The 12,971-nt window shown below is 60.4% G+C and carries 12 protein-coding genes and 2 tRNA genes; 2 read left to right on the top strand and 12 right to left on the bottom strand.

Features of this window, described 5'->3' with window-relative positions:
• Window positions 1-5 precede the first annotated feature (5 nt).
• The 9 genes from ACJ8PE_RS24265 to ACJ8PE_RS24225 all read right to left on the bottom strand — a co-directional run bounded on the left by ACJ8PE_RS24265 (window position 6) and on the right by ACJ8PE_RS24225 (window position 9,281).
• Complete coding sequence (locus ACJ8PE_RS24265) at window positions 6-707, bottom strand: DUF2461 domain-containing protein (protein ID WP_046687958.1); 702 nt, start codon at window positions 705-707, stop codon at window positions 6-8.
• Window positions 708-728: 21 nt separating this feature from the next.
• Window positions 729-1,262, bottom strand: coding sequence for a hypothetical protein (locus ACJ8PE_RS24260; RefSeq protein WP_046687959.1), 534 nt, complete (start codon window positions 1,260-1,262; stop codon window positions 729-731).
• Between the two features lie 53 nt (window positions 1,263-1,315).
• The gene (gene ilvA / locus ACJ8PE_RS24255) at window positions 1,316-2,860 is read right to left on the bottom strand and encodes a threonine ammonia-lyase, biosynthetic (RefSeq protein ID WP_015379394.1); all 1,545 of its coding nucleotides are present in this window, start codon (window positions 2,858-2,860) and stop codon (window positions 1,316-1,318) included.
• A gap of 5 nt (window positions 2,861-2,865) precedes the next feature.
• Entirely contained in the window at window positions 2,866-4,716 is a 1,851-nt protein-coding gene (ilvD, locus tag ACJ8PE_RS24250; RefSeq protein WP_015379395.1) for a dihydroxy-acid dehydratase, read from the bottom strand.
• A 107-nt stretch (window positions 4,717-4,823) separates the two neighbouring features.
• Window positions 4,824-5,750, bottom strand: coding sequence for a branched-chain amino acid transaminase (locus tag ACJ8PE_RS24245; protein WP_033645378.1), 927 nt, complete (start codon window positions 5,748-5,750; stop codon window positions 4,824-4,826).
• A 23-nt stretch (window positions 5,751-5,773) separates the two neighbouring features.
• Entirely contained in the window at window positions 5,774-6,031 is a 258-nt protein-coding gene (gene ilvM / locus ACJ8PE_RS24240) for an acetolactate synthase 2 small subunit (RefSeq protein ID WP_004929955.1), read from the bottom strand.
• Window positions 6,028-7,674, bottom strand: coding sequence for an acetolactate synthase 2 catalytic subunit (ilvG, locus tag ACJ8PE_RS24235; RefSeq protein ID WP_442536940.1), 1,647 nt, complete (start codon window positions 7,672-7,674; stop codon window positions 6,028-6,030). The genes ilvM and ilvG overlap by 4 nt, the downstream gene beginning before the upstream one ends.
• A gap of 142 nt (window positions 7,675-7,816) precedes the next feature.
• Window positions 7,817-7,915: an ilv operon leader peptide gene (ilvL, locus tag ACJ8PE_RS24230; protein ID WP_013814970.1), complete on the bottom strand. Its 99-nt coding sequence runs from the start codon at window positions 7,913-7,915 to the stop codon at window positions 7,817-7,819.
• Window positions 7,916-8,048: 133 nt separating this feature from the next.
• Window positions 8,049-9,281, bottom strand: coding sequence for an MFS transporter (locus tag ACJ8PE_RS24225; protein ID WP_197793836.1), 1,233 nt, complete (start codon window positions 9,279-9,281; stop codon window positions 8,049-8,051).
• Window positions 9,282-9,622: 341 nt separating this feature from the next.
• Here ACJ8PE_RS24225 and ACJ8PE_RS24220 point away from each other — a divergent pair, with 341 nt between their 5' ends.
• A complete protein-coding gene (locus ACJ8PE_RS24220; protein ID WP_089192418.1) occupies window positions 9,623-11,146 on the top strand; it encodes a YifB family Mg chelatase-like AAA ATPase in 1,524 nt (507 codons plus the stop codon).
• A gap of 28 nt (window positions 11,147-11,174) precedes the next feature.
• On the opposite strand, the gene ACJ8PE_RS24215 is transcribed toward ACJ8PE_RS24220, so the two are convergent.
• Window positions 11,175-11,513 carry a DUF413 domain-containing protein gene (locus ACJ8PE_RS24215; protein WP_004929946.1) on the bottom strand — a complete coding sequence of 113 codons (339 nt, stop codon included), beginning with the start codon at window positions 11,511-11,513 and terminating at the stop codon, window positions 11,175-11,177.
• Between the two features lie 119 nt (window positions 11,514-11,632).
• Here ACJ8PE_RS24215 and hdfR point away from each other — a divergent pair, with 119 nt between their 5' ends.
• Window positions 11,633-12,460, top strand: coding sequence for an HTH-type transcriptional regulator HdfR (gene hdfR / locus ACJ8PE_RS24210; RefSeq protein ID WP_033645382.1), 828 nt, complete (start codon window positions 11,633-11,635; stop codon window positions 12,458-12,460).
• Between the two features lie 269 nt (window positions 12,461-12,729).
• On the opposite strand, the gene ACJ8PE_RS24205 is transcribed toward hdfR, so the two are convergent.
• Window positions 12,730-12,805, bottom strand: a tRNA-Trp gene (locus ACJ8PE_RS24205).
• A gap of 51 nt (window positions 12,806-12,856) precedes the next feature.
• Window positions 12,857-12,933 (bottom strand) — tRNA-Asp (locus ACJ8PE_RS24200).
• Window positions 12,934-12,971: the final 38 nt, after the last annotated feature.

Here is a 12,971-nt window from a genome sequence, read left to right as displayed (position 1 = left end):
GGTTTTTACAGGTCGGCCGGATCGACCTGCTTCATCGCCTCCACCTGCATCAGCCAGTGATAGAGCGGCTCAAGCTGCAAAAACGCCCCGGCCAGCAGCGGCGCCAGATCGGCGTTGAACAGCTTTTCAACTTCGCTGTCCGTCACCATCACCGCGAACGATTTGCGGTTGTACCAGGTGGCGATCTCCGCCGCCTGCTCCTTGACCAGCGGACGCTTGTAGCTCTCGCCCACCAGCTCGAACGGCGGCCGGCAACAGGCGGCCACCTCCAGGAAAGGCTGCGGCCGCTGTTTCAGCGTATGGCGGAACAGATCCATGGTCGGCTTGTTGGCGCTGTAGTAACCGAGCCCGTAGCGCAGCATGTCCGGCCCCAGTTCGAAAAAGTAGACCGGCGCATCTTTCCAGTCTTTGCTCGGGCGCTTGAACGTGAGCCACATGCGGCTGCGGTAGCGCGACTTGTCGTGAGAAAACCGCGTATCGCGATGAATGCGCGACAGCGTTTTGCCGATCGCCGGGCGAGTCTCGAACTGCGGATCGATCGCCAGCATGCTGGGAGCAAGCTGCTCCACCAGCGCGCGAAACGGCGCCAGCAGCTCGCGATCGTAGATATCGCGGTTGCCGTCGAACCACGCCTTATCGTTCTCGATCCGCACCTGCTGCAGGAAATTCAGGCCCTGCTGGCTAAAGCCGGAGAAAGGTTGCGTCATAAGTTTTTCCGTTCTGACGGTTTATCGGGTATTGCGCAGATCTTCCCTCTGCCAACGGCGTTTGATAAACACGCGCCGACGCGTGCGGAAATAGGCGACATACAGGTAGAACGCCGCCCGGTTGCTGAACAGCGCCCCGCCAACCGCGCCCCCCAGCAGCAGGGCGCCGGTGGCGATGCCGGTCATGCCCGCCGCCCACGCCGCCGCGCCGCCGAGGCAACACAGACCGAGCATGCCAAGGTAATATTGCAGCAATACCACTCCACTGTTTTTACCCTGCACCAGTTGGAACAGGATCAGCGTCATCCACACCGCCACGATCGCGCCGCTGCCCATCAACACGGCGGCGGAGGTCTTGCCGCTCCAGGCGGCCGCCACATCCGTGACCAGACCCATCACGCCCGCCAGGCCCAGCATCAGGCACACCATCAGCAGCATGACGTTGCCGACGCCCGGTGGTGACAGCCGCTGGCCCGGCGTCAGGAAATGCTGCTCGAGCTGCGCATCCACGCCGGCGAAAAGCGCACGATCGCGCGCCGCGATTTGGCTTTCCATCTCCCGGCCTTCTGCCGCTAAACGGGACAACCGGTCGGATAAACCCACCGGACTCACCCCTGCAAAAAGAAGCGGAACGCCGGGTTGTCGGTTTCATCGTGGCAATCGTAGCCCAGCGCCTGCAGGTGCCGCTCGAATTCCGGCTCGCTTTGCGCCAGTTCGAAGGCCGCCAGCACCCGGCCGAAGTCGGTGCCGTGGCTGCGATAGTGGAACAGCGAGATGTTCCAGTGCGTGCCCAGCGTCTGCAGGAACTTCAGCAGCGCGCCCGGCGACTCCGGAAACTCAAAGCTGTACAGCCGTTCGCGCAGCGGCTTCGACGGACGCCCGCCCACCATGTAGCGCACGTGCAGTTTAGCCATCTCGTCGTCCGACAGATCCACCACCTGATAACCGTCGGCGTTGAGTTCGTCGATGATCTCCCGCCGTTCGGCGTGGCCGCGCGTCAGCCGCACGCCGACGAAAATGCAGGCGTTGTCGGCATCGGCGTAGCGGTAGTTGAATTCGGTCACCGAGCGCCCGCCCAGCAGTTGGCAGAACTTGAGGAAGCTGCCCTGCTGTTCCGGAATGGTCACCGCCAGCAGCGCTTCGCGCTGTTCGCCCAGTTCGCAACGCTCGGAAACATAGCGCAGCCCGTGGAAGTTGAGATTGGCGCCGGACAGCACGTGCGCGAGACGCTCACCCTGAATGTTGTGCTGCTGGACGTACTTTTTCAGCCCCGCCAAAGCCAGCGCGCCGGAAGGCTCGGCAATGGCGCGCACGTCCTCGAACAGATCTTTGACCGCCGCGCAGATGGCGTCGCTGTCCACGGTGATCACGTCGTCCAGATACTCACGGCACAGGCGGAAGGTTTCGTCGCCGATGCGCTTCACCGCCACGCCTTCGGCGAACAGCCCGACGCGCGCCAGATCCACCGGATGGCCGGCATCCAGCGCCGCGCGCAGGCAGGCGGAGTCTTCCGCTTCGACGCCGATCACTTTGATCTGCGGCATCAGCTGTTTGATCAGCACCGCCACCCCGGCGGCCAGGCCGCCGCCGCCGACCGGCACGAAAACCCGATCCAGATGCGCGTCTTGCTGCAGCAGCTCCATCGCCAGCGTGCCCTGCCCGGCGATCACCGTCGGGTGATCGAACGGCGGCACAAAGGTCATGCCCTGCTGTTGGGAAAGCTCGATCGCCTTCGCTTTTGCCTCGTCGAAATTGGCGCCGTGCAGCAGCACTTCGCCGCCGAAGCCGCGCACCGCATCCACCTTGATGTCCGCGGTGGACACCGGCATCACGATCAGCGTTTTGATGCCCAGCCGTTTACCGGAGAAGGCGACGCCCTGCGCGTGGTTGCCGGCCGAAGCCGTCACGACGCCGCGCGCCTTCTGCTCTTCGTCCAGCCCGGCGATCATCGCATAGGCCCCGCGCAGCTTGAAGCTGTGCACCGGCTGGCGATCTTCGCGCTTCACCAAAATGGTGTTGCCGAGGCGCGAAGAGATTTTGCTCATGGCCTGCAACGGGGTGACTTGCGCCACCTCGTAAACCGGCGAGCGCAGTACCGCTCGCAGATATTCCGCGCCGCAGGGGGCGCTGGGTAGGGGTTGAGAGACCGCCATGCTGCTTATCCCCCCAGTTTGCTCTTGTCGCGCACCGCGCCTTTGTCGGCGCTGGTGGCCAACGAGGCGTAGGCGCGCAGCGCGAAGGACACCTGACGTTCACGATTTTTCGGCGTCCAGGCCGCGTCGCCACGCGCCAGTTCCGCCTCATGCCGCGCCGCCAACTCCTGCTCGCTGACATCCAGCTGGATGCCGCGATGAGGAATGTCGATCGCGATCATGTCGCCGTCCTGCACCAGGGCGATCAGGCCGCCGTTAGCCGCTTCCGGCGAAGCGTGGCCGATGGACAACCCGGAGGTGCCGCCGGAGAAACGCCCGTCGGTGATCAGCGCACACGCCTTGCCCAGCCCCATCGATTTCAGGTAGGTGGTTGGGTAAAGCATTTCCTGCATGCCCGGCCCGCCTTTCGGCCCTTCGTAGCGAATCACCACTACGTCGCCCGCCACGACTTTGCCGCCGAGGATCGCTTCTACCGCGTCGTCCTGGCTTTCATACACTTTGGCCGGGCCGCGGAAGGTGAGGATTTCCTTGTCGACGCCGGCGGTTTTGACGATGCAGCCGTTTTCCGCCAGGTTGCCGTACAGCACCGCCAATCCGCCGTCCTGACTGTAAGCGTGCTCACGGGTGCGGATGCAGCCTTCCTTGCGGTCGGTGTCCAGCGAATCCCAACGGCAATCCTGGGAGAATGCCTGCGTGGTGCGGATACCGGCCGGCCCGGCGGAGTACATTTTCTTGACGCTTTCGTCGCGGGTCAGCATCACGTCGTAGGCTTCCAGCGTCTGCGGCAGGGTCAGCCCCAATACGTTGTTCACCTCGCGGTTCAGCAAGCCGGCGCGGTCCAGCTCGCCGAGGATGCCGATCACGCCGCCGGCGCGGTGCACGTCTTCCATGTGATATTTCTGCGTACTCGGCGCCACCTTGCACAGGTGCGGCACTTTGCGCGACAGGCGATCGATGTCTTCCATGGTGAAGTCCACCTCGCCTTCCTGCGCCGAAGCCAGCAGGTGCAGCACGGTGTTGGTCGAACCGCCCATGGCGATATCCAGCGTCATGGCGTTTTCGAACGCCGCCTTGTTGGCGATATTGCGCGGCAGCGCGCTTTCGTCATCCTGCTCGTAATAACGTTTGGTCAGCTCGACGATGCGCTTGCCGGCGTTGAGGAACAGTTCCTTGCGATCGGCGTGGGTGGCCAGCAGCGAACCGTTGCCCGGCTGCGACAGGCCCAGCGCTTCGGTCAGGCAGTTCATCGAGTTGGCGGTGAACATGCCGGAGCAGGAACCGCAGGTCGGGCAGGCGGAACGCTCGATCTGCTCGCTGTCGGCGTCGCTGACGTTCGGGTTCGCGCCCTGGATCATCGCGTCCACCAGATCCAGCTTGATGATCTGGTTGGAGAGTTTGGTTTTGCCGGCTTCCATCGGGCCGCCGGAAACGAAGATCACCGGGATGTTCAGGCGCAACGCCGCCATCAGCATGCCCGGGGTGATTTTGTCGCAGTTGGAGATGCACACCATCGCGTCGGCGCAGTGGGCGTTCACCATGTATTCAACCGAGTCGGCGATCAGCTCGCGCGACGGCAGGGAATAGAGCATGCCGCCGTGGCCCATGGCGATGCCGTCATCCACCGCGATGGTGTTGAACTCTTTGGCCACGCCGCCTGAAGCTTCGATCTGTTCGGCGACCAGTTTGCCCAGATCGCGCAGATGCACGTGGCCCGGCACGAACTGGGTAAAGGAGTTGACCACGGCGATGATCGGCTTGCCGAAATCGGCGTCGGTCATCCCGGTCGCGCGCCACAATGCGCGGGCACCCGCCATATTACGGCCGTGGGTGGTGGTGGCGGAACGGTACTTAGGCATGCTCTTTTCACTCCAAATGTATTTATGGCAGGCGGCGAACGAACCGCCTGGATATTTCTTATCTTGTCTGTCTTGTCGTCCGCCACGCTGCGCGGCGAGCCTTGTCGTTACGGGTTTACCGGATCCAGCCACCCGTATTTGTCTTCGGTCTTGCCGCTGAACAGGCCGAAGAACGCCTGTTGGATCTGTTTGGTCACCGGGCCGCATTTGCCGATGCCGACCTGAATGCCGTCCACGCTGCGCACCGGCGTGATTTCCGCCGCGGTGCCGGACATGAACACTTCGTCGGCCAGGTACAGCGATTCGCGCGACAGCACCTGCTCGCGCACGTCGAAGCCCATGTCTTTCGCCAGCTTGATGATCGCGTCGCGGGTGATGCCCGGCAGCGCCGACGAGGTGAACGGCGGGGTATAGAGCACGCCGTCTTTCACTTCAAACAGGTTCTCGCCCGCCCCTTCGGAAATGTAGCCGTGCACGTCGAGCGCGATGCCTTCCTGATAGCCGTGGCGGCGCGCTTCGCTGCCCACCAGCAGGGAGGAAAGATAGTTGCCGCCGGCCTTGGCCGCAGTGGGGATCGTGTTTGGTGCGACGCGGTGCCAGGAGGAGACCATCGCATCGATGCCTTGATCCAGCGCTTCTTCACCCAAATAAGCGCCCCAAGGAAACGCCGCGATAATCACGTCCGTTTTATAACCGGCCGGCGGGTTGACGCCCATGCCGACATCGCCGACGAACACCAGCGGACGAATGTACGCGCTGACCAGGTTATTCTTGCGCAGCGTAGCGCGGCAGGCTTCCATCAGCTCGTCGACGCTTTGCGACACCGGCATGCGGTAGATTTTCGCCGAATCGTGCAAGCGCTGCATATGCTCGCGATGACGGAATACCACCGGCCCCAAGTGCGAGTCATAGCAGCGTACGCCTTCAAACACCGACGTGCCGTAATGCAACGCGTGCGACATCACGTGCACTTTGGCCTCGGCCCAAGGAACCATCTCACCATTGAACCAAATGTAATCGGCTTTCTTTGTCATTGTTATTTATCCTTCTCGGCGCCTCAGGCGCGTATTTGTTGTGATGTTGGCTGCTGGATCTCGACGCAGGAGACGTCCATCAGTTTGCTTAATTGAGATGACAACAGGGCGACCGGACGCGGGCTGGCAACGGTCAATTCGATATTGATGCTGTCGGCGTTGGCCGGGGAAACCATATTCATAGCACAAACCTGAAAGCCGCGATGACGCACGACCCGCAATACGCGCTCTAACATTTCGGGGCGAAAACGCGCCTGGATCGAGAGTTGATGCTGCATCATGATATTTCCTCCAACATGGTTTCGTTGCCGGCGCCCGGCGGCACCAGCGGCCAGACGTTTTCGAGTTCGTCGATAGAGACCTGCAGCAGATAAGGGCCTTCGGTGTTGAACAGCGCCTCGAGCGCGCCCTCCACCTGATCCTTGCGGCTGATGCGCTGGCCGGGAATGCCGAAGGCGGCGGCCAGCATCAGGAAGTCGGGGTTATCGGACAGGTTGGTTTCGCTGTAGCGGCCGTCGAAGAACAGCTGCTGCCATTGGCGCACCATTCCGAGGCGCTGGTTGTCCAACAGCACGATCTTCAGCGGCAGCTGTTTGCGCTTAATGGTGCCCAGTTCTTGCACGTTCATCATGAAGGAGCCATCGCCCGAGACACAGATCACCGTATCTTGCGGACGCGCGATCTGGGCCCCGACCGCCGCCGGCACGCCGAACCCCATGGTGCCGAGGCCACTGGAGGTGATGAAATTCTCCGGGCGCTCGAACGTCATGTGCTGCGCGCTCCACATCTGGTGCTGGCCGACGTCGGTGGTCACCACGCTGTTGGCCGGCTTGCGGGCGGACAGCTGGCGCAAGAACAGCGGCGCGTAAATCGGCTGGCCAGGATGATCGTAGCGGCAGGCGTGATCGGCTTTCAGCGCCGTCACCCGTTGCCGCCAGGCGGCGATGTTCAGCGGGCGCTGCAACGCCGGCAGCAACGCTTTCAGATCGCCCTGCAGGGCCACATGCGCCTGGCGCAGCTTGCTCATCTCCGCCGGGTCGATGTCCATGTGGATCACTTTGGCGTGCGGCGCGAAGGCATTCAGCTTGCCGGTCACGCGGTCATCGAAACGTGCGCCGACGGCGATCAGCAGATCGCACTCCTGTACCGCCAGGTTAGCGGCCTTGGTGCCGTGCATGCCCAACATGCCAAGGTACAGCGGATCTTGCGCATCCGGCGCGCCCAGCCCCTTCAGGGTGGCGACGTTCGGCATGCGGGTCACGGCGATGAACTCGCGCAGCGCCGGCACCGCCTGCGCCATGCCCACGCCGCCGCCGACGTACAGCATCGGTTTATGCGCCTGCGCCAGCAGCTCAGCCGCCTCGGCCAACGCCGCCGTCGGTAACGCCGGCGCTTCATCGACCGGCATCAAATGTGGATGCAGGTCGCCTTGCGCCAACTGGATGTCTTTCGGGATATCGATCAGCACCGGGCCAGGACGGCCGCCGGCGGCGATGGCGAAAGCTTCCGCCATGATGCCCGGCAAGGCATCCAGCGATTCCACCAGGAAGCTGTGCTTGGTGCAGGCCAGAGACAGGCCGAGAACATCGATCTCCTGAAAGGCATCGGTGCCGATCAGCTCGGACCCCACCTGACCGGTGATGGCGACAACGGGAACGGAATCGAGCAGCGCATCCGCCAGCCCGGTGATCAGGTTGGTGGCGCCGGGACCGGAAGTGGCGATACAGACACCGACTTTGCCGGTGGCGCGGGCGTAACCGATGGCGGCCATGGCGGCGCCCTGTTCATGGCGGCACAGCAGGTGTTCCACGCCGCCGTCGTACAGCGCATCGTACACCGGCATGATTGCCCCGCCCGGATAGCCGAATACGGTATCCACACCCTGCGCACGCAACGCCTGAACTACCCATTGAGCGCCATTCATAGTTATTTCCCCGCCTTACTTCGACAATCGCAGGATTTTGTTCTGTTTTTCATGCTCTGCCCCTTGCTCCACTTTTCTCTTGCCAATAAAAAACCCCCGGACCTGACGGTGCGGGGGTTCTCTTGCGATTCCGGCTTGTTTGCTAAGCCTTTCTTCGTCCAAGTGCAGCCCCGCACGGTGGGATAATAATCACCACCACGCTAATCACGACTAGGCTAATCACTTGGGCAAAGGCTTTCATAATGGGTTTGTTCACTGTGCTCATTCAGAACTAATGCTTACAGAGGTACCACAGCCGCGCGCGACATGACAACACTTTTTTTGCGTTATTATTCGGCGCAATCTGGTCATACCTCACGCGAATCGCCCGGATTTCACACGTTGGCGCGCATACCTGGATTTTTCACCGCGCCGGTGATGGCCTTGCCGCGCGTATCCTTGCCGAAGAACACCAACAGAGCGATCGCCACCGCCACCGTCCCGGCAACCATGGCCATCGCCAGGCCATAATTATGCCCATGATGCTCGGCGAGGGTGGCTTGCAGCGTGGCGTTGACCGAAGCGATCAGGTTGCCCAGCTGATACACGAACCCCGGCAGCACCGCGCGGGTGTTGGCCGGCACCAGCTCGGTCAGGTAGGTCGGCACCACGCCCCAGGCGCCCTGCACCATGAATTGCATCAGGAAAGCGCCGATCCCGAGCATCAGCGAACCGCTGGAAAACGCCCACAGCGGGATCACCGGTAACGCCAACAATGCGGCGATGATAATCGCTTTTTTTCGGCCGATTTTTTCCGATAACGAACCGAAGAAAACGCCGCCGATAATTGACGCGATATTGTAGCTAATGGCGATGATACTGACGGTTTTCGGATCGAAACCGTGTTGAACTTTCAGAAATACCGGATACAGATCCTGCGTGCCGTGAGAGAAGAAATTGAACGCCGCCATCAGCAGCACCAGATAGCAGCACAGCTTCCAGTGGCTCTTCAACACCGGCAGCAAGGCGCTGCTTTCTTTACGTTCACGCGCCGCCAGCCACACCGGCGACTCCTGCACGCAATAATAAATAAACGGCAGCAGCAGGATCGGCGCCGCGCCGATGACGAACATGCCGCGCCAGCCGACCGTTTCGAACAGCAGGCCGTACACCACCGCCGCCAGCAGATAACCGAACGGATAGCCGGCCTGGAAAATGCCCGACATCAAGCCGCGCGAGCGGTCCGGTATGGTTTCCATCGCCAATGATGACGCCACGCCCCAGATACCGCCCATCGCAACACCGTACAACACTCGTAACAGCAGGAAGATCGTCAGCGAGGGCGCGGCGGCGGAGAGCAGCTCAAACACCGAGAAGAAGACGATATTCAGCATCAGGATCGGTTTGCGGCCATATTTTTCCGCAGCGCGCCCGAAGATCAGCGCGCCGATCGGCCGCACCGCCAGCGTGAGCAGAATCGCCAACGTGACCTGCTCCAGGCCGACGTGAAAGGATTGTGCGATGTCGCTGAGTAAGAATACCAGCACGAAAAAATCGAAAGCGTCGAGCGTCCAGCTTGAAAAACTGGCGATTGCCGCATTGCGTTGCAGCGGGGTCCAACCAAACATAGTGTTATCCCTACCGTAGAGTACGAAGTCAGGAGATTTAGCGGCTGCCGGGCAGACTGCCGCGGCGGTCGGAGTGTGTTAAAGAAGTGATTTTTCTTTTAATCAATTGTTAAATACACCCATCAAGCCTATGGCTGCAATGCGTACAGGCCGCTAATGTGTTGCAGGCTTCAGCGAATTGTTAATGGGTATTGCCATAGGCTGCGAGGCGGTTCGCACAATCTTGTTCAATTCGATGAAAATCAGTGATTATGCTGCGAGTTTCATGGAAAAAATGCCAAGAACGCCGCGCGGCACCTGGATAAATCGCGCATCATGCCGCCCTCAGCAAGGAGAGCGATATGTCACTGGCGGTAATCTATAGCCGCGCCATCATCGGCGTTCAGGCCCCTTCCGTAACGGTAGAGGTGCATATCAGCAATGGCCTGCCCGGCCTGACGCTGGTTGGCCTGCCGGAAACCACGGTAAAAGAGGCGCGCGATCGGGTGCGCAGCGCCCTGATCAACAACGGTTTCACCTTTCCCGCCCGCCGCATCACCGTCAATTTGGCACCGGCCGATCTGCCGAAAGAAGGCGGGCGCTACGATCTGCCGATTGCGCTGGCGATCCTCGCCGCCTCCGAGCAACTGCCCCTCGCCCCGTTGGCACGCTACGAGTTTCTTGGCGAACTGGCGCTGTCCGGCGCGCTGCGCGCGGTCAGAGGCGCCATCCCGGCGGCGCTGGCGGCGGCTGACGCCGGGCGACAATTGGTCCTCTCCACGGACAACGCCGCCGAGGTCGGCCTGATTGCGCAGTCACAATCCCATACTGCCCAACACCTGTTGGAGGTCTGTGCCTTTTTGCTAGGTCAGGGCGAGCTGCCGGTGGCCGTCACGCCTCCCGCGGCAGACAACCCGCATGAAAACGCCGATCTGCGCGACATCATCGGCCAAGAGCAGGCCAAGCGGGCATTAGAGATCGCCGCCGCCGGCGGGCATAACCTGCTGCTGATTGGGCCGCCGGGCACCGGTAAAACCATGCTGGCCAGCCGACTGACGGGCTTACTGCCGCCGCTAACGGAACCTGAGGCGCTGGAAAGCCTGGCGGTCGCCAGCTTGCAGCATCCTGTTCTCACCGCTTTGCCATGGCGCCAGAGGCCATTTCGCGCACCGCATCACAGCGCATCGATGGCGGCGTTGGTCGGCGGCGGCTCACTGCCGCGCCCGGGTGAGATATCTATGGCGCATAACGGCGTGCTGTTTCTGGATGAGCTGCCGGAATTCGAGCGTAAGGTGCTGGATGCGCTGCGTGAACCGCTGGAATCCGGCGAGATCGTGATTTCACGTGCCAACGCCAAGGTCTGCTTCCCGGCCAAGGTGCAATTGATCGCGGCGATGAATCCCAGCCCAACTGGGCATTACCAGGGTATGCATAATCGCGCCTCGCCGCAGCAGGTGCTGCGCTACCTGGCCCGGCTGTCAGGACCTTTTCTCGATCGTTTCGATCTGTCTATCGAAGTGCCGCTGTTACCTCCAGGCACGCTCAGTAAGCGGCAAACTCAGGGAGAAAGCAGCGAGCAGGTGCGGGAAAGAGTGCGACAGGCACGCACCCGGCAGCTCGAACGCGCCGGTAAAATCAACGCGCTGTTAAACAACCGTGAAGTGGAACGGGATTGCGTGTTGCAGGCGGCAGACGCCGAGTTTTTGGAAGCGACATTAAACGCGTTGGGGTTATCGGTCCGCGCCTGGCAGCGCATCTTGAAAGTGGCGCGCACGCTGGCGGATTTGGCGGGGGATGCCGAGATCGGCAGGCGCCACCTCAGCGAAGCGCTGAGCTATCGCAGTATGGACCGTCTGCTGTTACAACTGCATCGTAGTCTGGAATAGAAAATGGAGCCCGAAGGCCCCATCGTCTTTAGTCTTCGCTGTCGCTGTAATCTTCTACTGCGTCAGCCTGCGGCTTACCGCCGGACAGCGTATGGAATTTCTTCGGGCGACGTGTGCGCGCCAGATATTTAGCCCATACTTTTTCCTGCTCGGTAGCCGCTTCGCGCTCACCGCGGCACACTGCGACGAACAGCTGTTCTTCTTCAGTGGCCGGCTGGCGTTTGCCCGAGTCCAGCTCGTTAAACGCGTAGCCGAAGCGCTCTAGCAATTGCGCCTCTTTAATGGTGAAATCGCCGTGACGGGAGAACCCGCGAGGGTAATGTTTATTATCAAAAAAACGATTGGTCGTGGTGAAGCTATCCGCCATCTGACACGCTCCTAATTCTCTTATGGCCGTGCTGTTTATGGCGCGGAGTATTAGATAGGCTTGACAGCGTGTAAAACAAAACATTTAAATCTTAACGACAAATTTTTTTGGAGATAGGTGTGGATACCGAATTACTGAAAACCTTTTTGGAGGTCAGTAGAACGCGTCACTTTGGCAGAGCCGCAGAATCTTTGTACTTAACGCAGTCCGCGGTCAGTTTCCGCATCCGTCAGTTAGAAAACCAGTTGGGCGCAAATTTATTTACCCGTCATCGCAATAACATCCGCCTGACGCCTGCCGGCGAGCGGCTTCTGCCCTATGCCGAAAGCCTGATGAACACCTGGCAGTTGGCGAAGAAAGAGGTCGTGCGTTCACTGCAACATACCGAGCTGTCGATCGGCGCGACTGCCTCGTTGTGGGAGGCTTATTTGACCCCCTGGTTGCAGTCTCTCTATCAACAAAGAGAGGCGCTGCAGCTCGAAGCCAGGGTGGCCTTAAGGCACTCTTTGGTAAAGCAACTGCATGAAAGGCAGCTCGATTTACTGATCACCACTGAGCCGCCAAAGATGGACGAACTGGCCAGCCAGCAACTGGGCAATTTCTCATTACGCCTGTTCTCATCCGCGCGTCGTGACAAGCAATCCCCCATGCCGTACATCAAGCTGGAATGGGGGGCCGACTTCCACCAACAGGAAAACCGCATGTTGGAAGGTGATAACGTGCCGGTACTCACGACCACCTCGGCACACCTGACGCGTCAGTTGCTGGAAACCACAGGCGGATGCGCTTTCCTGCCCAGCCAGTGGGAAAAAGAGTATCCGCAGTTGCTTGCCGCCGCCGAGATCCCGCCGATTGTCCGCCCACTGTATGCCGTCTGGTTGCAAAACAGCGATCAACAGCCTTTGATTCGGCAATTACTTAAAATACCTTTAAATACCGCAGCCTAAAGCGCTATGGCGGCCTTAAAAGCCGCCGCCGTGGTCATGGCTGTCTATCATGCCAAAAACCGCCCATCGCCTTCTGAGAGAAGAAAATGCAAAATGGTAGGAGAATCAGGAGGTCGGCGGAGGTAAAGATCGAAAGATCATAAGGCAACTCGGATCAGATAGACATCAGCATAGAGCAGCTAATGCGCTCTTTTCCAAAGCAGGAATGCTCCAAGGGAAGGGATAGTAGGTAAAAAAAAACCCTTTGCTTTCGCAAAGGGTTCTTAATATGGCAGGGGCGGAGAGACTCGAACTCGCGACACCCGGTTTTGGAGACCGGTGCTCTACCAACTGAGCTACGCCCCTAAATCTCGCTTAACGTTATGCCTGCTAAAAAAGCAGGCATAATTAAATAAGTGGCGGAACGGACGGGGCTCGAACCCGCGACCCCCTGCGTGACAGGCAGGTATTCTAACCAACTGAACTACCGCTCCACCGATTCTTTTACGTTGTATCTTTCGATACCGGCAAT

This window comes from Serratia sp. CY74737 (genome assembly GCF_052166775.1).
Classification (GTDB): domain Bacteria; phylum Pseudomonadota; class Gammaproteobacteria; order Enterobacterales; family Enterobacteriaceae; genus Serratia; species Serratia ureilytica.
Note: the sequence above shows the minus strand (reverse complement) of the source record. Positions and strands in the feature narration are given on the sequence as shown.